At 42.4% G+C, this 21,004-nt stretch carries 15 protein-coding genes; 8 read left to right on the top strand and 7 right to left on the bottom strand.

The window, feature by feature from the left end:
* The first annotated feature begins 52 nt into the window (after positions 1 to 52).
* Positions 53 to 1,714 (top strand): methyl-accepting chemotaxis protein, encoded by a 1,662-nt coding sequence (locus tag CAG58_RS07290; protein WP_161425815.1) that lies wholly within the window; start codon positions 53 to 55, stop codon positions 1,712 to 1,714.
* Positions 1,715 to 2,061: 347 nt separating this feature from the next.
* Positions 2,062 to 3,309: a GGDEF domain-containing response regulator gene (locus tag CAG58_RS07285; RefSeq protein WP_154170816.1), complete on the top strand. Its 1,248-nt coding sequence runs from the start codon at positions 2,062 to 2,064 to the stop codon at positions 3,307 to 3,309.
* Between the two features lie 96 nt (positions 3,310 to 3,405).
* Here CAG58_RS07285 and CAG58_RS07280 read toward each other — a convergent pair whose 3' ends face one another.
* The 3 genes from CAG58_RS07280 to CAG58_RS07270 form a co-directional block, all read right to left on the bottom strand.
* A complete protein-coding gene (locus CAG58_RS07280) occupies positions 3,406 to 3,714 on the bottom strand; it encodes a YkgJ family cysteine cluster protein (protein WP_161424993.1) in 309 nt (102 codons plus the stop codon).
* Positions 3,715 to 3,841: 127 nt separating this feature from the next.
* Positions 3,842 to 4,549, bottom strand: coding sequence for an SDR family oxidoreductase (locus CAG58_RS07275; RefSeq protein ID WP_004396829.1), 708 nt, complete (start codon positions 4,547 to 4,549; stop codon positions 3,842 to 3,844).
* Positions 4,549 to 6,093 (bottom strand): cryptochrome/photolyase family protein, encoded by a 1,545-nt coding sequence (locus tag CAG58_RS07270; RefSeq protein ID WP_161424991.1) that lies wholly within the window; start codon positions 6,091 to 6,093, stop codon positions 4,549 to 4,551. The genes CAG58_RS07275 and CAG58_RS07270 overlap by 1 nt, the downstream gene beginning before the upstream one ends.
* Before the next feature lie 232 nt (positions 6,094 to 6,325).
* On the opposite strand from CAG58_RS07270, the gene CAG58_RS07265 reads away from it, so the two are divergent.
* Positions 6,326 to 8,269, top strand: coding sequence for a methyl-accepting chemotaxis protein (locus CAG58_RS07265; RefSeq protein WP_004396831.1), 1,944 nt, complete (start codon positions 6,326 to 6,328; stop codon positions 8,267 to 8,269).
* An 82-nt stretch (positions 8,270 to 8,351) separates the two neighbouring features.
* Here the strand turns inward: CAG58_RS07265 and CAG58_RS07260 are convergent, their stop codons facing one another.
* Both CAG58_RS07260 and CAG58_RS07255 read right to left on the bottom strand, forming a co-directional pair.
* The gene (locus CAG58_RS07260) at positions 8,352 to 9,665 is read right to left on the bottom strand and encodes an NAD(P)/FAD-dependent oxidoreductase (protein WP_161424994.1); all 1,314 of its coding nucleotides are present in this window, start codon (positions 9,663 to 9,665) and stop codon (positions 8,352 to 8,354) included.
* A gap of 323 nt (positions 9,666 to 9,988) precedes the next feature.
* Positions 9,989 to 12,025, bottom strand: a complete 2,037-nt coding sequence (locus tag CAG58_RS07255) for a tRNA(Met) cytidine acetyltransferase TmcA (RefSeq protein ID WP_161424992.1) — start codon at positions 12,023 to 12,025, stop codon at positions 9,989 to 9,991.
* A 225-nt stretch (positions 12,026 to 12,250) separates the two neighbouring features.
* Here CAG58_RS07255 and CAG58_RS07250 point away from each other — a divergent pair, with 225 nt between their 5' ends.
* Complete coding sequence (locus tag CAG58_RS07250) at positions 12,251 to 13,285, top strand: ABC transporter substrate-binding protein (protein WP_004396834.1); 1,035 nt, start codon at positions 12,251 to 12,253, stop codon at positions 13,283 to 13,285.
* 80 nt (positions 13,286 to 13,365) lie between these two features.
* Here CAG58_RS07250 and CAG58_RS07245 read toward each other — a convergent pair whose 3' ends face one another.
* Together CAG58_RS07245 and CAG58_RS07240 are read right to left on the bottom strand one after the other, a co-directional pair.
* Positions 13,366 to 14,337 (bottom strand): ParB/RepB/Spo0J family partition protein, encoded by a 972-nt coding sequence (locus tag CAG58_RS07245; protein ID WP_004396835.1) that lies wholly within the window; start codon positions 14,335 to 14,337, stop codon positions 13,366 to 13,368.
* Positions 14,338 to 14,344: 7 nt separating this feature from the next.
* Positions 14,345 to 15,562, bottom strand: coding sequence for a ParA family protein (locus CAG58_RS07240; protein WP_040905504.1), 1,218 nt, complete (start codon positions 15,560 to 15,562; stop codon positions 14,345 to 14,347).
* Positions 15,563 to 17,123: 1,561 nt separating this feature from the next.
* On the opposite strand from CAG58_RS07240, the gene CAG58_RS07235 reads away from it, so the two are divergent.
* From CAG58_RS07235 to CAG58_RS07220, 4 genes are all read left to right on the top strand, one after another.
* Positions 17,124 to 19,100 carry a replication initiator protein RctB domain-containing protein gene (locus CAG58_RS07235; protein WP_161426039.1) on the top strand — a complete coding sequence of 659 codons (1,977 nt, stop codon included), beginning with the start codon at positions 17,124 to 17,126 and terminating at the stop codon, positions 19,098 to 19,100.
* A 435-nt stretch (positions 19,101 to 19,535) separates the two neighbouring features.
* On the top strand, positions 19,536 to 19,739 hold the full coding sequence (locus CAG58_RS07230; protein WP_004396838.1) for a hypothetical protein: 204 nt from the start codon (positions 19,536 to 19,538) through the stop codon (positions 19,737 to 19,739).
* 222 nt (positions 19,740 to 19,961) lie between these two features.
* A complete protein-coding gene (locus CAG58_RS07225; protein WP_004396839.1) occupies positions 19,962 to 20,171 on the top strand; it encodes a DUF3283 family protein in 210 nt (69 codons plus the stop codon).
* A 77-nt stretch (positions 20,172 to 20,248) separates the two neighbouring features.
* Positions 20,249 to 20,968 carry a YebC/PmpR family DNA-binding transcriptional regulator gene (locus CAG58_RS07220; protein ID WP_040905215.1) on the top strand — a complete coding sequence of 240 codons (720 nt, stop codon included), beginning with the start codon at positions 20,249 to 20,251 and terminating at the stop codon, positions 20,966 to 20,968.
* The last annotated feature ends 36 nt before the right edge of the window (positions 20,969 to 21,004 follow it).

Below are 21,004 nucleotides of genomic sequence, written 5' to 3'. Positions count from 1 at the left end.
AAAATGGTCTCAGTTGGTTTGAACTTAATTATCATGAAAGATGGAAAACACCATGAATCTAACCATACGCCAGCGCCTCTATATCTTGTCGATTGTGCCTTTATTACTGATTGCCTTAAGTATGATCTATTCAACCTTCGCAGAAACGCGCAGTTTGACTCAAGGGCAGATGAATAACACTCGCCTTGCGATGATGGAGATGAAAAAAAACGAGCTGAAATCTTATTTGGAGATTTCGCGTACCGCAATCGAGCCATTACTGCGTCGTCAAGCGCCTTTAGAGGAAGCTCTGACCATCTTACGAGAGATTCGCTTTGGGCTTGATGGTTATATTTTTGGTTATGACAGTAAAGGGACTCGACTTCTCCTTGGTCAGAGCAAAGCTGGATTAGGCAATAACTTCATCAATATGACCGATGCCCAAGGTAACTTTTTAATTCGAGATATCATTAATAACGCGAGAAAAGATGAATTTTCCATCTACTATTTTCCAAAGCCTGGGGAATCCGTACCTTTACCTAAACTTAGCTACTCGATTTATATTCCTCAATGGGATTTAACCATAGGTACTGGGTTTTATACTGATGATGTCGATGCAGAAATTGCGGCCATGGAAAAGCGGGCTCAGCAACAACTGACTCAAAGCCTTTGGACATTAACGACGATTGCCACTGTTATTGTCATTATTGTCGGAGTCATGGCGCTGTTCTTAAATCGTAGCATTATGCGCCCACTGGATATGCTGGATGAATCGATTCGCTCTTTTGCCAGTGGCGATGCCGATCTCACCGCTCGGATGGAAAGCTTCACTATTCCAGAATTTGCCCGTTTAAGCAGTAACTTCAATGTGTTTGTGACCAGCCTGCAAGGGATCATCCAACGCGTCCATCAACTCGGACAACAAGTGGTTGCAGAAACCGACACCATGACGCAACGCGCTGCTCAAGTGGACATCATTGCCACTGGACAGCGCGAAGAGACCGAGCAGGTCGCCACCGCGATGACTGAAATGACAACGACCGCTCAAGAGATCTCTAATAATGCCAATCAAGCAGCCAATTCGGCCAGACAAGCGGAAGATAATGCTCAAGAAGCGCATAAGATTGTCGAATCTGCGGCTCGATCAGTACAAGCCTTAGCCAAAGAGGTTGCCGAGGCCAGTACCGTAATTTCTAAACTCGAAGGCGATGTCAAAAATATTTCCAGCTCTTTAGTGGTTATTCAAGATATTGCTGAACAAACCAATTTACTGGCCTTGAACGCTGCAATTGAAGCCGCACGAGCTGGCGATCAAGGCAGAGGCTTTGCCGTTGTGGCAGATGAAGTTCGTAAATTGGCCAGCCGTACCCAAGACAGTACGGAAGACATCCATAACATGATTCAGCAGTTAAAGTCTGCTTCAGACAACGCCGTGAAAGCGATGGACTCCAGTCAACACCGCAGCACATCGACGGTCAAAGAAGCCAGCGAAGCAGCAAAAGCGCTGGAAAGCATTCAGCAATCGATCGGTGTGATCATGGATATGAACTCATTAATTGCCACCGCGACTGAAGAACAAAGTATTGTTGGCCAAGAAATCTCCGAACGGATTGTGGTCATTTCTGACCAAAGTAGTCAGTCTGCCGATCTGGCTAATGAAAACAAAGCCAGTAGCCAAGATCTTAATGGCCGTGCGCATGAGCTGTATAACTTGGTCGGGCGCTTTAAAGTTTAAGGTGTTTACAGTGTAAATTACTGACTCTGATCATCACTGAGTCACAAACCGTCAGCGATAACCAAACGGTTAAGCGTTGCAGATAAGCAACCAGTGAGTGAATCTCCAATCACCTTGATAAGCGAGGTGATTGGATTCAGAGTCTTTGACCAAAACTGATATCGCTTCATTAAAAATGCCTATCTTGATAATTAAACGTTGCAACCGTCGAGTTGAGAAAGGGAACAATAAAAAGCGAATAACGTGTCGACTCTTATAGACAAAGTTGGCTAATTTCGATTAATGGCTCAGGTAATACCCGATAGACATGGGAACAGCGTCCGATTAGAACCATTGGGAGTATTATTGTGCAACATTCCGTACTCATCGTTGAAGACAGTCGAGCTTATCGAAATTACTTAACTGCCCTTCTTTCAAAACTAGAAGTAGAGTTGATGATTGCTGATGACTACCAATCGGCACGTCGTTTACTCGACGCTCCAGAGTCGACCAATATACTCTGTGCGGTATTAGATTACTGTTTACCCGATGCGCAAGATGGAGAAATCGTCGATCTTCTGATCGAAAAAAACATCCCTAGCATTGTTCTCACTGCTCATGTAAATGAAGACATTCGTCAACGACTCGTCAACAAAGGGATACTCGATTACATCCTTAAAGACAGCGTTGCATCTGTCGCTTATTTAGCGCCACTCATTGATCGCTTGATTAACAACTTAACCCATACCGCTTTAGTGGTTGATGATTCGGTGATGGTACGGCGTCATATGTGTCAATTATTACAGCGTTGTTATATTCATTGTTTAGAAGCCGAGAATGGTCAACAAGGCTTAGAAATACTGAAACAGCATCCACAAATCACGCTCGTGATTGTCGATCATGATATGCCGATTAAAAATGGCGTCACGATGATCCAAGAAACTCTAGCCTTGTACCCACGCCATAAATTTATGCTGCTTGGGGTTTCGGCAAGTAATGATCGCTCTATTACCTCACAATTTCTTAAAGCCGGAGCAAATGATTTTCTGCATAAACCCTTTAATCAAGATGAGTTCTATTGTCGGGTGAATAATTTATTAAATTTAAAGGATTCTAACGATCGGATGTTCTATCTGGCCAATAAAGATGTATTAACTGGATTGTGGAATCGACGCTTCTTTTTTGACCATATTTATACAACGAAAAACCTGATCAGTATTGCGATGCTAGACCTGGATCATTTTAAAAAAGTGAATGACTTATACGGTCATGCCATGGGAGATCAAGTCCTACAATCTGTTGCTCAATGTATGCAAGACATTTTTAATCATGAAGATAACGAACTGGTAGCACGTTTTGGTGGTGAAGAATTTTGTCTCTATTCTAAACAAGCGTTTCCGATAGTCATTGAGAAGCTCGAACAACTCATCAAGCAGGTCGCGAGTTTATCCTTTAGCCATAATCAACACACCTTCTCAGTCACGATCAGTGTTGGGCTATTTTGTGGCTATCAAGATATTTCCACCTTGGTGAATCGAGCAGATGACATGTTGTATGAAGCCAAGCGACGAGGAAGAAATCAATTGATCTACAAGCCGCCTCACTTAACAACCTAACAGAGTCACGGTGACAATCAAGCATGGTCAAGGTTAACGTTAAGATAACCTTCTCAGCTTATGGTTTAAAAACAAGTTAAATCCATAAGCTAAACATTAAAGAAATAAATCTCTTTCTTCTCTGCACTCATATTCGCCCATTTCAAAGGCACGACAAACCCAAGGGCGCAATTCATAAATAGTACACATAAAAGTTTCACGATCGAGCGCCGAGCACCATCCGTCATCCAAACGACGCATCGTTTCTCCGCCCCAGCGATCAACCGCGACGTGCTGCTTAGGAACCCCTGTGTCACTAATGAGCATGACTTCTAATCGGCAGCAACAAGCCTGACAAGTGGAACAGGTAATTGACGAAGATGGATCAGGATTGAGTTCGGTATGGATAGGAATTGATTTAGTCATAAAGGTCAATAATAAAGGCGATGAACGCATCATACGCCAACTCGGTCAAGATAGCGAAAACCCTCTATCTGTTTTAAGATAAAACGTTAAGACTCAGCCTAGCGTCTGTAGAATGGACAGAACGTGATTACCATGGCAAGCGCTCTCCGTTATAAGCCAAAAACTGTCCTGTTTGCTGCAAATTCGCTTGAATGATTAACTCAACCAGATGCTGTGCAGCCTGCTCTGGCGTTAATAGCTTATCGGCGGGTACGTTGGCTTGAAAAGGCTTAGACAGCGGCGTATCGGTGGTTCCTGGATGTAGCGCTAAGACGACACCTCGTTTAATCGTGCGCTGCCACTCAATAGAGAGAGTTTTCAGCAGCATATTCAGTGCGGCTTTAGAGGCCCGATAGCTGTACCATCCGCCAAGACGGTTATCACTAATACTGCCCACTTTGGCAGAAATAGTCACAAACTTAGCAGCATCACTGGCTTTCATCAGCGGCGAAAAATACTTGGCCAATAACAGCGTAGGCAAGGTGTTAATGGTAATATTTTGCATAAAAAAATCACTATTCAATGCTTGCAAATTCTTCTCTGGACCCTGATCTTGAGCATGCAGCATACCTACCGCGTTAATTAACCAATCCAGTGTCGAAAAACGCTGACTGAATAAAGCAACGTCAGATTCTTGAGTAACATCCAACTGAGACCAAGTGACACGTTGAGAGGTGAAATCGGGGCATTGGCGATGATAAGTCGCATGAATATTCGCTTCAGGTAAGGCCAATAATAACTGCTTTACGATGGCTAAACCGATTCCACCATTTGCGCCAACCACCAAAATATCCATTATAACTCCTCCAGGTGACTCACGTAGTATTCTGCCGTCTGTAAGATATCCGCTCGCTGCTGATCCGTCATGTTGTCCCATGAGCGATACAACATTCCAATACGGGGATTGACTGCTAAACGATCACGCTGCTGATGCATAAATCGCCAATAAAGGCTATTGAATGGACAGGAAGCCTTACCACTGCGGGCTTTATTATCATAGAAACAGGTCTTACAATAATCGCTCATTTTATTAATATAAGAACCGCTAGCCGCATACGGTTTAGTCCCGACGATGCCACCATCGGCAAATAAAGCCATTCCCCGTGTATTTGGCATCTCAACCCACTCAATGGCATCGACGTAAACACCTAAATACCAAGCATCGACTTCATCGGGATTGATTCCAGTTAATAAGCAGAAGTTTCCCGTCACCATCAGACGCTGAATGTGGTGTGCATAAGCAAAATCGAGTGATTGACCGATCGCTCGCTGCATACAATGCATTTTGGTTTTTGCCGTCCAAAAATAGCTAGGTAAGCGGGAGGTGGCCTGAAGTGCATTGAGCTGAGCATAGTGCGGCATGTTGGCCCAGTAGATGCCACGTATGTACTCACGCCAGCCTAGGATTTGGCGAACAAAGCCTTCCACTTGGGCAAGATCGATCTGGCTCTCACGCTGATAAGCCGCAACCGCTGCATCAATCACTTCTTTAGGATGTAAGAGCTTACTGTTAAGAGCAAAGGACAATCGGCTATGATAAAGACTCCATTGCGCAGGATGCAGATGGGTCATCGCATCCTGAAATTGGCCAAAGCGTGGTAAACACACTTGGCAAAAATGAGCAAGCAATGTCAAACTCTGCGCGCGATTAATTGGCCAAAACAAATCGCCCTTTAAGTGCCCTATCGTTTGTATTCCATGTCGATTTAGGCGTGCAAGAACGTCCGATGGGTTATTTTTGAACAGCAAAGGTTCTGGTAACTGAGCAATATCTTGTGCTTTTAATTTATTGCGGTTACTGGCATCAAAATTCCATTGACCAGCAAGCGGTTTGCCATCTTCGATTAAAACCGTAAAACGTTGTCGCATCCGCCGATAAAAATGCTCCATCATTTTATGCTTGCCTTTAGGGAAATGTTGTTCAATCTCTTCAAACGGCAGCAAAAAGTGCTCGCTATCGACACAACCAATAACCGTATTAGCAAAACGTAAGTTTGCGAGCTGTGCAAGTAAACGATACTCATCAGGGCGCTGATACTCGAAGCTCATGGCTCCAGTCTGTTGTACGTAGTGCGCGATTAATTGTGGTAGATCACTAAAATTCTGTGTCTCATCGAGGGTCAGGTAAACGACTTGATGACCTTCTTCCTGCCTTGCTTTAGCAAATTCTTGCATCGCCAAAAAAAACGCGACGACTTTTTGGATGTGATGAGTCACATAGTCCGTTTCCTGATGAAGTTCAGCAATAATGTACAGTACATCATCATCCACTTTCTTAAACCAAGAGTGTTGAGCATTGAGCTGATCGCCTAATAGTAATCGAACCGTTTTGAAATTCATGCCGTGATCAGATCCTTGCTTCAGAGATGGATAGGGTTAGCTAAACCTTTACGCGAATACAGAGAATAAGATCATTCACTGCTGTTGGATTAACCTTTTTATGATTAAAAATCGTCGTCACATCAGAATGTTACTGAATAGTTAACTATATTTTCGTTCATTTATTACTCACTTTAGTAAACAAACACTATTATCTATAGGTTGGTTAATAATAATAAATGAGGCTTATGTTATGTATTGGAAAACGCTATCAATTCGTCGCAGAATTAACTGGGTTCTATCCGTCATACTGGTGACTTGTACATTGATTGCCATGGGGCAACAGGCAATCCGCACATCAAATGATCAATTGAATGAGCTTAAGTCGCACACTCTGCCGAGTCAATTACGCGGACTCGCTTTTGAAATCAGTAATCAGCTACAACCGGCGATCACAGGATCGAATTTTCTTGCTCATCATTCAGGTTTGCTGGATTGGAGCGCGGAACAAAAATCCATTGCTAATCCCGCCGTGGCTCATCAGGCATTAGAAAATGCGATGACTCGACTCGGAGCAGACAATGCTTTTGCCGTCTTAGATAGCGCAGAAGGAAAATATATTTTTACTTATGATGGTCAGCATCGAGCCACTCGCCTTGCCGATTACCCCTTTAAAGATTTCTATCCCAACTTTCTCGGCAAAAACAAACCCATTGAATTGAACATGAACCAAGATCAAGTAGGTGGGCAATACGTTATTTTTATTAATTATCGCAGTACACAAGTCAATCCTCGAACCAATCAACCTTATGTGGTCGCCGGGTTAGGCTTCAACGTTAGTAGCTTGGTCAGTATGATCGAAAGCTTTAGGATAGGCTCTAATGGGCGAGCCATGCTGGCATCGAGCGACGGAAAAATCCAAGTCGCTCCCAAAGATTCTGTGTTAGCGAATCATACCAGCGGGCAACTGCAACAAGCCATCAGTGCGGGTAAAACCGCTCCCATTATTACTGAACTTACCGTCAACCAAGACGCTTATTTAATTGGATCTTATTGGTTAGCGGATTTGGACCGTTTTGTGGTTGTTGAAATACCCAAATCTCAAATTACCTCACCAATCATGGCTCAATTTATTCAATCGCTCCTGTTTACATTAATTTTTATCGCCGTTGCCTTAGTGATCATGCACTTTGTCGTTACGGCGTTAACTAAACCGATTCAACAACTAAGCAGTGAGATTGATCATATTGCCCAGCATCTTGATTTAAACCACAAAGTGAATATTTTTGATGGTGCAGAGGTAGCGAATTTATCGCAGAAAATTAACCTCTTTATTGAGCGGTTCAGAGATTCATTAAGTTCTGTTAATCAAACTGTAGCGGAATCGCAAGTGGCATTTTTACAATTGAAACATAACGCTAAAGAAACCAATCAAGCCACCGAGGAACAGCGTAGTGCTTTAGGAACCATTTCTCAGGCCAGTCAACATATTACCGAACGAACCGAAGAAGCGACACGACTCGCTAGCCATGCAGGCGAGCTTTCCGCGCAAGGCAATAGCTCATTACAAAATGCCCTCTCTGCGATGCACAGCAGCCTTACCCATATAGAACAACTCGGTTCGAATATGGCAACCAGCCAGCAGAGTCTGCAACAGCTTAACAACCATATTGAAAATATTCTTCGCGTTCTCGAAGTGATTAGCTCTATTTCCGAGCAAACCAACTTGTTAGCGTTAAACGCGGCGATAGAAGCCGCAAGGGCAGGAGAACATGGTCGAGGATTTGCGGTCGTTGCTGATGAAGTGCGTTCGCTTTCCCAACGCACTAGTGAGTCTACCACCGAGATCCAAGACATCATCAACAAGCTTCGATCGGCGTCGAATTCAGTGACCACACAAATTGAAGTCGTGCATGAAAATAGCCAACACAGTTTGACCACTCATCATCAAGCAGTAAAAGACGTGCAAGCATTAAACACCACTCTACAAGCGCTCTTTTCAATGAACCAACAAATCGCTCAAGGTGCTGAAGAACAAAGTGCAGCGGTAGTAGAAATTAATCAAAGCATAGAAAATTTAAATGAACAAAGTAGCCGCACCGAACAACTGACTCAACAAGGTGAACATTCGGTGATCGGCGTAGAAAAACAGATGACTCATTTAGCCGCTAAGATTAATCAGTTTAAGGGAATATAACCGGTTGATTCTTGCCGAAGCTCACTCGCTACGTCTTGCGATAAAGAGACGTAGCGAGTTGTTTCTCTTCCTAGAAAATGATCTACATCGGTGTGTAACCACGTAGCATCATATCGTAAATCGGTTTAATCACAGATTCTTTTACCTTCCAAGCAAAGCGACTGCTTTTTAGAGGGTCAACGACTTGAAACGGTAGCGCTGTCATTGGTTGGAGAGTGAAGTCAAACTCCCACAGCATTGCATGACCCACATCTAAGATCATCGGACATGACGTGTAACCATCCCATTTCGCCATTAATGGTTTATCTTTTATTAGTGCCGTTAAGTTTTGTGTCACCACCGGAATTTGCGTTTTAACAGACGCCGCCGTCTTACCGATTGGCGTTCCTACATTATCTCCCAAGCCAAAAATATTGCTGTAACGCTTATGCTGCATCGTATATTGATCGACCTCTAGGTAGCCCTTAAATTGCTCGTTATCTGCCAATGGTGATTCTCTGATGGTTTTTATGGCCGTCATAGGCGGAGCAACATGAATAAAGTCCCAATCAACGGTGTGTGTCGATTGGTCCGCTAATTGGAATGTGGCTTGTTTTCTACTCGTATCGACTGAGGTTAAGGTATGCTGAAAGTGTGAGTCAATGCTGCGTTGCTGCCAAATCTCACGTATCCGCTGGTCAAATACTTTAACTGAGAAAAGGAAATTCTCTGCTGTAAAATAGTCAAAAACAAATTTATCTCGATGACCGGCTTGGGCAACAAAGTATTCCACCAAGTTGGTCGCTTTCATTGGCGCTCCAGCGCATTTCATCGCCCCCTGCGGTCGAGTAAAGACGGCTTTACCACCTTGGCTATGGGCAAATGCTTGAGCTTGTTGATGACTAGCGATTCCGGCCTGCGGGCTGTAATAAATACTCGTTATCCCATTTTGGCCAATTTCTTGCGGATCAAACCCGTCAATTAAGTCATAACGAAGTTCAACACCCGTCGCGACAATCAAATAGTCGTAGTTCACTAACAGACCATTTTCAGTTACCACTTGATTTCGCTCAGGCCGATACTCAATTACTGAATCTTCAACCCAACGCACACTAGCATCAATAAAATGCTCATTGGGACTAATCACATCACTGACTTGTGTATAAGCACCGGCAAGTAATAACGTTTGGCCCGGTTGATACCAGTGGAAACCACGTGGTTCTATCACGGTGATCGTTGCGCCGTCCAAATAATGTCCCAATTGATTGGCAATACCAATACCGGCCGCTCCCCCTCCAACAATGACAATGTTAGCTTGAGTTTTGGTTTTATTTATCTGCCGATAACCAACTCCCACCGCACCTACTGCGCCAACCCCAACGCCTGCTTTAAGAAACGTCCTTCGTGAAATAGCCATAATGACTCCTAGGGTGTTCTCGCCCAACAATAATTTCTTTTATCGTCTAGCGAAATCATCGATCATGATTTCAAGCTCAAACACTTAAAGTCGGCGACCAGTGCAGTAATCTCACAATGATCAATCACAGCCATGGCTAAGCAGCAGCGTTAAGTAAAATGAGCGTCTAATGATTAAGAGGTTGCGTCCTTTTATCGAAATCGAATATAAGCAACCCCTTATAAAAGTAGTCAGTAGTTACTCTCAATACCAATGAGGATTGATTAAATTCGTAGACTCAGTCACACGCTTTCCAGTTTACAGTGTAAATTTCAATCCTCGTTTTATTGAAGGCTCAGTTTACACTGTAAATCACTCAATAACCGAGCGAGCTGCTGACGTAATACTTGCTCTGTTTGTTTACGTCCGGTAAAGCCATGAATGGCTGCACACTCTGTCCAGGTACGCTGTTGAATGACTTTTTCAATCAATAAATCTTCGATCACCATTGAGGATTGAAAAGCAGAATGAATGAGGAGTTTTTCAATCCATACTGCGACACTTTCATAATTCGCCCCACCCATACTGTAACGAGTCAATAAATCAACCGGCAACGTTATTCGCTTCTCGGTTTTAGCTTCGCTCAATAACAAACAAACCGTCTTTGCAGCTAAGTACTGCAAACTATCTTTCAACTCATAGAGCAAATGTGCTTGGAATTGCCGACGAGCTTGAGAGAGCCATTCAACGTGTCGAGCGTAGATCATCAGTAATGAAAAACAGCCACTCGCTTGATCACGTTGTGAACCTAACTTGATGCTATGAAAACCATTGCGTTGCCAAAAATGGATAAGCTCCGGCGTAGCACCAAAGCTGGTAGCAACATAATCACAAGGATGGTGTTCAATAAAGTGAGTCAGTAACTGGCTGCCAATACCCAAATGTTGTCGCTGGGGATGAACCGCTATTCGCATCACTCGCCAACATTGCTGCTGCGCTGCCTGCGTTATTCCCATCTGATTGGCTAATGTAATCGGGGCAAGATGCCCCCGAGGACGACGCTGACCCAACTGAATCGATTCAATTAACTCTTGGTCCAATCCGCCCTCTTGCACCGCTAAGAGACACCCAACCAGACACTGCTGATAGCTAGCAACGTAGAGCGTTAATTTTTCGTCACTCAACAAATGGAAAAGATCATTCGGCGAAGTTTGATAATGGGCATTAACCAATAAACCAAACGCCTCTTTTAACAAACCCGGTGACGCCAATAACTCGGTTTTCGATACACTAAAATAATCGATATTATCGAGCGTGATCGCTGCTAAATCCGACCGTAAATCATAATTGAGGAGAAAGGTCTCTCGATGCCAAGTCTCTAGAGGGTCTTGCGCAGCCCAGCGAATAGGTTGCTCCAAATGTAGACAATGCGTTTGTGGTCGATGCTGTGCTAACCAGTGTTGAAATTTGAGCGTGAAACCTCGCCCACAACCTTCATAGCCATGAATAGTGGTCGAAAAGACCGCTCGATGATAACGCTCAACAAAACGATACAAAAACGGTAACGGCAGTGCTGCTGCCTCATCGACCAACAATAAATCACAGTCATGCTCATGTTGCTCCAGCTCATCTGGAGCAATAAACTGTAATTGAGAGGCTTGATAATCAATTTTATCTTTACTTACCTTGGCACCGGGTAAACCTTGCGCTGCAAAATAAAACACCGGAGTAATCGCCGATAAGCGTGGCGCTGTAATGATGATCTTGAGCGTTCGCGATTGCATTAATTTGGCAGCAGCGATACCTAAAGCGCTACTTTTGCCTCTACCGCGATCGGCGGTAAGTAATAATGGGCGCTTACGATGTCCAGTAACCACTCGAAGCATCGCCTCAACCGCTAATGCTTGTTCTTGGGTATGGCATGACTCAGGAACAAGGAAAGACTTAGGAAGGGCAGGAATATCGCTTTCGGTAACAATCAATAACTGCTCAAGTGCTCGAGTAAGCCAAATATTATCAGCGGCGGTAGGATTAACCTGATGACCGATAATAAACAGAAGCCCGCCACCAATTAACGTCCCTAAGGCAGCACTAAAACTATTAGCATCAAATCCTTGGCTAAAATCCGTGATCAATACATGACATTCTTGACCTAAAAGACGCTGTCCTTGGTTATACGCTAACGAAGAAGCGGCGAAAAACGGAACACCACCAAGTTGTACAACATGATGTTCCTCTACTGTTGCAAGCCATGCTTGAAGAACATGTCGACTCCATGGTAGTTCACCAGACAGATAAACGGCAAAGCGGTGATTACGCTGTTGTGCACAGCGTTGGAGAGATTGGAAGTAGTTAAGATAATCGGTCGTTAAAGTCGTCATACAGATTCACATTTCATCATGATTTGGCAATGGTAGCACAAAAGGTAAAGTGGATACGGTATCGGCATGCGCGACACAATAAACATCAATGCTAAGCCAAAGAATTGAGAAGGTTAAAATAATTGTTCTTAACGATAAATTATATTTGCTTTATTGAAACACCGATTTAACTAATTATGCATCTGAACACCAGCATTGGGCTGGACTTTAAGGAACGAAAATGCAATGAAATCTTTCATCAAAGGATTGGTCCTCGCAGCCGTCATTACTTCTGCTCAAGTGAGTGCGCAAGCACAAAGACTGAATGTTTACGCTTGGGGTGGCTACCTGCCAGAAAAATCACTCAAACAGTTTGAAGCACAAGAAGGCGTTTCGATCCATTATTCAACCTTCGAGAATAATGAATCCATGTACACTAGGCTCAAACTTCTTAAAGGCAGCGGATATGATGTGGTTTTTGCTTCCGCTTATTTTATTGAAAAAATGGCTCGTGAAGGGCTATTGAGCGAATTGGATCACGCACAAATTCCAAACATGAAAGATGCTATGCCATCGTTATTAGGTCAAGCGCATGATCCAAAGAACCAGTATTCTTTGCCCTACATTTGGGGCATTACTGGCCTTAGCTACAACGCTGCTTATTTGCCTAACGGAATTTCTCGCTGGGCCGATCTGTGGGACCCGAAATATGTCCGTCAAGTCATGCTGATTGATGATATGCGTGATGTATTTGGTATGGCACTGAAACTGAATGGATTTAGTATCAATACCCAAAACGAAGCAGAAATAGAAAAGGCTTATCAATCATTGGTTGCCTTAAAACGTAATGTATTGCTGTATAACTCTGATGCGCCGCATGTACCTTATGTTTCTGGCGAAGTCGCCCTAGGCATGCAGTGGAATGGCAACGCATTCCAAGGCCAAGAAGAGCTACCAGAGCTTACCTTCGTGATGCCTGAAGAAGGTGCTGTACTATGGATGGATAACTTTACTATTCCTTCCGGTAGTAATAATAAAGCACTAGCCCATAAATTTATTAATTTTATGTATCAAGCTGAGAATCAAGCTGAGATCGTAAACAGTTTAGGTTATGCATCCGCAACGCAATCAGGAAGAGCTTTATTAGCGGACGAACTACGTAATAATCCGTCGATTTTTCCTTCTGATGAAGAGATGCAAAAAGGCGAATTTATTAACGATGTAGGCCCAGAAGCGCTCGTTATTTATGAACGCTACTGGCAGCGTCTGCGTAATCAATAATCGTCCATACACTTAACATAAAAAAAGACAGCCCATAAAATGGGCTGTCTTTTTTTATGTTGAAAGAAAACGATAGCGAGCTAGCTAAGTTTCTTTTCGAGAAAGTCTAAAATCTCTTGAGCCAATTGGTCATCAACTTTTTGGATATTCAGCGTTAATAGCGGCCCTTTACGCTGATAGTTGACTCGGCCTTTGACCAGCTCAATTTTATTATTCAGCGTTTTTTTCGGTGGCGAAAGCTGCTCTATCCAAGATTCTATCGTTTCTGTGACCTCTTTGGTGATCCGAGTAACCCCTTGAGACTGACAGTGTTGCCAAACAAAGCCATTGGCTTGCTGACATTTATCCAACAACTCTTTTTGCTGATCAGGTGTTAATTCATTAAATTGCTTATGTAATTTAACGATGGTCGGTCGACCAAGTTCAACCACATTTGGGTAAGCTTGTAACAGAGCTAGAGGTAGTGAAGCCGCCTTTAGCGCTCCGCTGACTAACGCCTCACTGCACTGAAACATCTTAGCTAACGCTTTTTGATCTTCTGCTGCTCCACTATCAAGCTGAGCTTGCATTTCTTTGCCTTTTTCATACAGAGATAAGGGCTTATGTGCATTCGCTACATCAGACAAAAATTTAGCATGATCGCTAGTGATATTATCAGCGACATAAACTAAAAAATCTTGCTTGGCAATCAAACACGATTTACGACGGCGGCTACCATCTAGGATCTCAATTTGTCCGTTCTCAAGCCGACGACCGACAGCCGGATATTGCTGCCCACGCTCACGTAACGTATTGAGAATATCGGCCAACGCATGTTCATTAAGGAACGATTGCTCACGCGCATTTTGAGTGAAAACAGAAGTGCGACTATCAATTTCTGAAGCCGGTATACGAATAAGTTCAAAAGTTACCATCGCTTCACCGGCAACGGTTAACTCAATGATCTGCGCTTGAGCTTTAGCGGCGGCTTGTGCCTCTTGCGGGGTAGAGGCCCGTCTTTTATCGGCTTTACCGAACAATTTAGCGTTCAGATCAGATGTTTTTATGGCCATGAATTACTTACCCCTGATTTAAAGAAAGCCAATGTGAATGCAAAACACGTTCTAGCTCAAGTGCGCTTTTTTGCACCGCGTCTTGCGCTGTGGCTAAGGTTTTTTTACCGCCCTCAAAATCACTCGTCGTTAAATCAAACACGGTACTGTAGGTATCAGCACAAGTTTCAAAAGCACGGCTGCGTGGAATAGTAGCCATCATCACTTGCTCGCCCAATAAATAGTTCATCTCGGTTAATACAGAAACTTGCTTTTTATTATCGTCTTCAAACATCGTTGGCATTAAACGAACAAACTCTAGCCCTTTCCAATCATCTGGAAACATTTCATAAACCGTTGGCAAATGCTGGAAAAAATTCACGGTTGATGCCCAGTCAAGACGTTTTGCCGCACAAGGGATCAATAATGCATTTGACGCGTACATAGCATTCCACACCAAAGGATCAACGTGTGGTCCAGTGTCAATCATGATAATGTCGAATTCATCGGCAATTTTATCAATCAACTTCTCTTTCAATAAACGAACAATGTCTAACGATTGATTTTTAGACAGTGATTGCCAAGCTTCAGCGTTAAACATGGCGTCTTCAGGGAAGGCTGAGATGGTTTTTAAATTCGGGTATTGGGTGGGCAGCAACACATTTTTTTTCAAAAATGCCGTATCTATCTCGGTCCCTTCGGGAAAATTATCGAGCATAATATCAACGGCAGAATAGATATTACTGTGTTCTGCCAAACTAATTTGAGGATTCAAAAATAGACGTAAAGACCCTTGCGGATCTAAGTCAATCAAACAAATGCGATAACGTTTATCCAAATTTAGTGCTAAGCAAGCCGCTAAATGCACCGCCGTCATCGACTTACCTGTTCCGCCTTTTTGGTTTTGAACATTAATGATCCAAGGCTTATTCTCAGTATTTTTTTTACGCTGGTGAAACTTCAATACACCAGCAGCATCCATAAGCATGTGTGCTTCAGCCAATGAAATCGAGTAATGGTTAGCATTATTTTTAGTGAATTGATGACCAGCGGCTTCTAGTTTAGCAATCGCTTCATCAAGTTTACGTCGTGTTAAGCCCGAACGTGTTTCCATCAATGCTTTTGACATCGGAGGGAAGTGCTCATCGCGACGTTCTTCTAATACAATCTCTATTCGATCTGCTTGCACTTGCTGAGTTTGCTCGGCGAGCCTGTAGAGATTTTCTATCGTTTGTTCTCTTTTCATAGCCATTCTCATCATCCGTTACTGACCACAATTGTACAGCAATAAACATACAATACAATAAAAAGGTGAACATACAATTTAGGACAGAAATCACAATAAATAGATTTTATAACACCAATAGAGAAACATATGACAAAATGCTGACAGTTTTTTTGATTAATTTCTACGGATAACCCAGGCAACAAAAGCAAAACTATAAAAGTGTCACAGCGTCACTTATTTACAATGTAAACTCTGCTATCCATTATTATCCAATCAATAGCCAAAAGAAGAAGGAACGTCATCAACAAAAATATCACAAAAGAAACCATCCTAATCAGGTAATAAAACCACACATTTTTCTAACCACCCACGAGGGGAGGGATATAAACCATTAAAAATCCCTTTAAAATAATCAAGATAGACTTATCACAATAATAAAACCTCTCTTTCGTATAAAACTTGACCTAAAAATTGAAGATTAGTAATCATCGGAACGATTATCCATCATCGATAAATTACGGTTGGTGTCATTTCAATCATAACCTGAAATAGTGAAACAACGCGTCAATGTGGTCATCAGCATGATTCTACCAACCTTACAAGGCTATTTGCAGATCTATACTCTCAATATTTCGGTTTATATTCACCAAAAACCACTGAGTAAGGTTATCGAGACTCAAATCCATCTTAAATACTGTGTACGATCTTAAGAATGGAGGAGGGAGAAAATAGGAAGCATGATCATGGCTTGAATGATGATCATGCTTCCTAGGTAAAACCCCTATGATGGAAACATGATCAAGGAAGAAAATCGACGAATCACGTTTATTCGGATCCGTTAATCGCAGGATCCAAGATCGGAAAGATGATCAAGTGAAGAAAAATCACCGGAAGCATGATAAATACCAGATAATTTACGGAAGACGTCAGTTGCAATCAGGCTTTATCGATTATCTCTCTTTCACGATGACCAATAAAATCAGCAACAGAAACCGTGCAAAATCATCATAATCAACATGATCATGCTTTCGTAACACAGGAAAATAGACAAATAAACACTGACCGTTAAAATGATGGACCCAAAAGGTAAAACCGAATCGAAAATAGATACGCGCTTTAATCAAAGATCTCAAAATACCGATTTGGTGATCATGCTTCCTGTCATGTTTACGTATCAATGAGCCATCAATTTGAGAAAATAGGCTTCAACGATAAGCTGCCTGTGGATAACCTGTAGAGAAACCGTGATCATTGATCCGAAATCATAATGATCATTGATTCGTCTATCACATGATCACGCTTCAGTGATCGTTTGATCATGCTTTCTAATAACCATTGATCATCGTTGCGAATAAGTCATGATCATGCTTCTTGCTGAACTATTTTTTTATCAATTAAATACAATAAGTTAGCCGTAAAAATCCTGCCAGATCATATGATCATACTAATCAATATAGATCAGAATAATCAAAAAGATCAGTTATTTAAAAAACAGAAATTTTCCTTTATTTATGATCTTTTTTTGATTATGATCTTGGAACTATGGCGATATTACGGCTTGTGTGATACGGAAATAATCATGGCATCAGAAGAAAAATTGTTAATCAAAGCACCACGAAGCCACAAAGATGGGCATCTTTTTGTCGTCTCAGAAACCGCGGTAGACTGGATCGAACAGTATCAACATTTCAAGGGTGTCACTAAAAGTATCATTGAATTGTTAAACTTAATCTCGCTTAGAGGCTTTCGCAGCAAAGATGGTTTAGTGTCTACAACAGAATTGATCGAAGCAACGGATGGTCAGTTGACCAGAGCGGCCATTCAACAAAGGTTACGTGCCGCTGTCGCCATTGGACTATTTAAACAGATCCCAGTTCGTTTTGAAGAAGGTCTGGCAGGCAAAACCATGCTTCATCAGTTTGTTAATCCTAATCAGCTGATCTCCGTATTAGGTTCAACCAGTCTCATCACCGAATCCGTAAAACAAAGTGAAAAACGTAAACGTTCAAAGGCACTAGCACAAACACAAGTTAACCAACGTTTGTTACATGAGCATGGTCTTAATACGCCTCCAGCAATGAAAGACGAAGCTGAGCAATTTGTTGTCTCTCCAACCAACTGGGCAGGGATCATTGATCAAGCATTAGCACCACCACGCACACGCAAAAGTTATCAAAAATCGATGGTATCTATCTCAGGAACTCGTGCTGTGATTGAAACGCGATCGTCTAAAAACATCATGACGGTCGATGATCTTATGACCCTGTTTGCTCTGTTTACCTTAACAGTACAATATCACGATCATCATCAAGAAGATTATCAGCTCAATGCGAAATACGTTCCTAATAAAACTCCGTTGTATATCACAGATATTTTGTCGTTGAGAGGTAAAAAAGACAGTGGTCCAGCGCGAGACTCGATTCGTGATAGTATTGATCGTATTGAATTTACCGATTTTCAGTTACACGAATTAACCGGTCGCTGGCTGAGTGAGAACATGCCTGAAGGCTTTAAAAGTGATCGTTTTCGTTTTCTAGCACGCACGATCACCGCGTCTGAAGAAGCACCCACAGAAGGCAGCGATGGTGAAATTCGCATTAAACCCAATCTGTATATTTTGGTATGGGAGCCCTCATTTTTTGAAGAATTGATGACCAAAGACTATTTCTTCTTGTTTCCACCTGAAATTCTTAAACAACATACATTAGTCTTCCAACTCTATTCGTATTTTCGTAGCAGAATGTCACGTCGCCATACCGATACCATGATGTTGAGTGAGCTTAATCAGAAATTAGCTCGCAATATCGAATGGCGACGTTTTTCGATGGATCTGATCCGCGAGTTAAGACGATTGTCTAACGATCAAAATAAAACCGGTGATTTTACGGTTAATTTATGGGGTTACCATTTAACGATCAGTGAGCTGGTTGAACAAAGTAAAGTGGTTGATTATCAAGTTGCCATAAAATGTGATGTAGAAGAGGTACTGCGTTATTCTCGCGCCAAGACCACTAATGCAGGTAAGCGTAATATGGCGCCAACGTTACCGAACCCATTGCGAAATGAAATGGTTTCAAAACAAAGGCTCCAAGAGTTATCCGAAATTATTGATGGTGAATTTGAACCGATACAACGTAAACCGTCGACGCCTCGTGGTCGATTAGGGCGACGAGTAAAGTTACGTAAGCATCTGGTTGAGATCAACGCAGATGAAATCACCATAACCTTATCCAAATATACCTCAGCAGAGGCGCTAGAACGAAGCATAACGGCTTTAGCCGCCATGACTGGGCATGCCCCTTCATCCATTCGTGAAGAGTGTCAGGAATTGATTGATAAGCTCGATTGGCTAAAAGTAGATGATTGCGTCGTACCTTACAGCACGTTGAGTAAGGTGATCGAGCTGTATAATACTCAGCACCGCAATAAACACCTTTCAATCGAGCGATTAATCTCTGGCTTAGCGGTTCGTCGTAAAGTCTGTAAGTTAGTTTATGAAGAGCATATCGACGACACGGTGTTCCGTGCCTTAGACGAAGTGGCTATCGGCGTTTAATCCGCTGTTATTCTCTATCCAATCACGTCCCCTAAACCATCTCTCGTTACCGCTTCTGGGCGATAACGGGAAATGGTTTCGTAAAGTGAATAGAATTCACCGATGAGCACGAAGACCTTCAAACAACTGAGAACAACAGCAATCCGCCTTGATCATGCTTTCATTACTTATCAATGATTGAATTATCGATGACCGACTATTTAACGAACTGATCAATAAAATATTTTTCCGCACTAGTTGATTTAGTGAATTTTTTACCGATAATCCGCTCGATGTACTTCTATACTCAGGGTGAGCAGAAAATAATTGAGTCATTTATCGATTATGATAAATGAACCATTGCTTAAGTCACACTCTCGCTAAAATCTGCTTAACAAGGTTTTGGCCTTTTGTTACAGATAACTGGTTCCTAGCATGGTTTGTTCGGAGGTTGCAATGTCTATAAATTCAATTGACCATGATGAAATGACTAACATCGCCAATAAATGGGATGTTGAGGTTACGGAAGAAGCAGAAATGCAGCGTCCTAGTAAAACGCTGAAGTCTGCGCAGGCTCGTCGTCGTATTGAAATGCTACGCGATATTCGTGAAAGTGGTTTAACGATTGAAGAAGCCAAAGAGTTAGGTCTTCTTCACTAAATCACGAAAGATGATTGCGTTTGAAGAGTGACGAATGATCCTCTTCAAGTGGTTTTACGGTTAAAGTGCATGAAACCGTTAATAAAGCAGGGTGGCTAAGGCCGCCCTTTATTTTTGATGATTTCTTGGCTTAAAGCAGCCCAAAGCGCGATTTTGACTCTTAATTTTTACCATTCCTATGCTATATTTCGCATCACGTTTTTACTGATTGTGGGTTTACTAATGTCTTTTAACCTTGCGTTGCTGGATGCGGAGCAGAAAAACAAGATAGAGCTTGATAAACAGGCCTCTTTTTTAGTTTGGCAGATCAAGCAGGCTAAATGTGGACCGGAAGCGATCACTAAGCAGCTAGCCAAACTGAACTCTGAACAAGAGAAAGCTTGGTTTCAACAGTCAGTAGATAAGTACAAACGAGTAATGGGCGTAGCGTAGCGTTCATGATTAAACAGCCAAGATCACTCTTGATTGCTGTAACCATCGTATTTAATTGAATAAGAGAGAAGATCCCGATGGGAAGAAGTTTTGAAGTGCGCAAAGCCTCTATGGCGAAAACTCAAGGCGCAAAAATTAAAGTTTATTCCAAGTACGGTAAAGAAATTTACATGTGTGCAAAAAATGGTGGCACAGATCCAGATATGAACTTATCTCTTCGCCACCTGATCTCTAAAGCGAAAAGAGATCAAGTTCCTGGCCATGTTATTGATAAAGCGTTGGATAAAGCAACAGGCGGTGGTGGTGAAGATTATCAACCTGCCCGCTATGAAGGTTTTGGCCCAGGCGGCGCAAGCGTGATCGTTGATTGTTTAACCGATAACGGTAACCGTACTTATCAAGACGTTCGTCAATGCTTTGTGAAAACTGGAGCGAAAATTGGAACTCCAGGCGTTGTTGCACACATGTTTGATCATCAAGCGGTCTTTCAATTCAAAGGCAGTGACGAAGAGGCGATCCTTGAAGCGCTGATGATGGAAGACGCCGATGTGACGGATATTGAGTTAGACAACGATGTGATTACCGTGTTTGCACCTCATACCGAGTTTTTCAAAGTAAAAACGGCATTGGCTAATGCTTTTCCTGATTTAGTCTTAGATGTTGAAGAAATCACCTTCGTACCACAAAATCGTACCGCTGTGACGGGTGAAGATGCTGAAAAATTCCAGAAATTCCTCGATTTACTGGATGACTGTGATGATGTTCAGCAGGTTTACCATAACGCTGACGTCGAGTAATGATTAATAGCCGAGCTTGTCTCGGCTTTTTTACGT

The organism is Vibrio sp. V31_P5A7T61, from assembly GCF_009904895.1.
Taxonomy (GTDB): domain Bacteria; phylum Pseudomonadota; class Gammaproteobacteria; order Enterobacterales; family Vibrionaceae; genus Vibrio; species Vibrio metschnikovii.
This window is presented reverse-complemented; position numbering and strand designations above follow the sequence as displayed.

Coding starts and splice junctions, on each gene's coding strand:
- CAG58_RS07290 (WP_161425815.1), top strand. CDS start 53: ATGAATCTAACCATACGCCAGCGCCTCTATATCTTGTCGATTGTGCCT.
- CAG58_RS07280 (WP_161424993.1), bottom strand. CDS start 3,714: ATGACTAAATCAATTCCTATCCATACCGAACTCAATCCTGATCCATCT.
- CAG58_RS07275 (WP_004396829.1), bottom strand. CDS start 4,549: ATGGATATTTTGGTGGTTGGCGCAAATGGTGGAATCGGTTTAGCCATC.
- CAG58_RS07270 (WP_161424991.1), bottom strand. CDS start 6,093: ATGAATTTCAAAACGGTTCGATTACTATTAGGCGATCAGCTCAATGCT.
- CAG58_RS07265 (WP_004396831.1), top strand. CDS start 6,326: ATGTATTGGAAAACGCTATCAATTCGTCGCAGAATTAACTGGGTTCTA.
- CAG58_RS07260 (WP_161424994.1), bottom strand. CDS start 9,665: ATGGCTATTTCACGAAGGACGTTTCTTAAAGCAGGCGTTGGGGTTGGC.
- CAG58_RS07255 (WP_161424992.1), bottom strand. CDS start 12,025: ATGACGACTTTAACGACCGATTATCTTAACTACTTCCAATCTCTCCAA.
- CAG58_RS07250 (WP_004396834.1), top strand. CDS start 12,251: ATGAAATCTTTCATCAAAGGATTGGTCCTCGCAGCCGTCATTACTTCT.
- CAG58_RS07245 (WP_004396835.1), bottom strand. CDS start 14,337: ATGGCCATAAAAACATCTGATCTGAACGCTAAATTGTTCGGTAAAGCC.
- CAG58_RS07240 (WP_040905504.1), bottom strand. CDS start 15,562: ATGAAAAGAGAACAAACGATAGAAAATCTCTACAGGCTCGCCGAGCAA.
- CAG58_RS07235 (WP_161426039.1), top strand. CDS start 17,124: ATGGCATCAGAAGAAAAATTGTTAATCAAAGCACCACGAAGCCACAAA.
- CAG58_RS07230 (WP_004396838.1), top strand. CDS start 19,536: ATGTCTATAAATTCAATTGACCATGATGAAATGACTAACATCGCCAAT.
- CAG58_RS07225 (WP_004396839.1), top strand. CDS start 19,962: ATGTCTTTTAACCTTGCGTTGCTGGATGCGGAGCAGAAAAACAAGATA.
- CAG58_RS07220 (WP_040905215.1), top strand. CDS start 20,249: ATGGGAAGAAGTTTTGAAGTGCGCAAAGCCTCTATGGCGAAAACTCAA.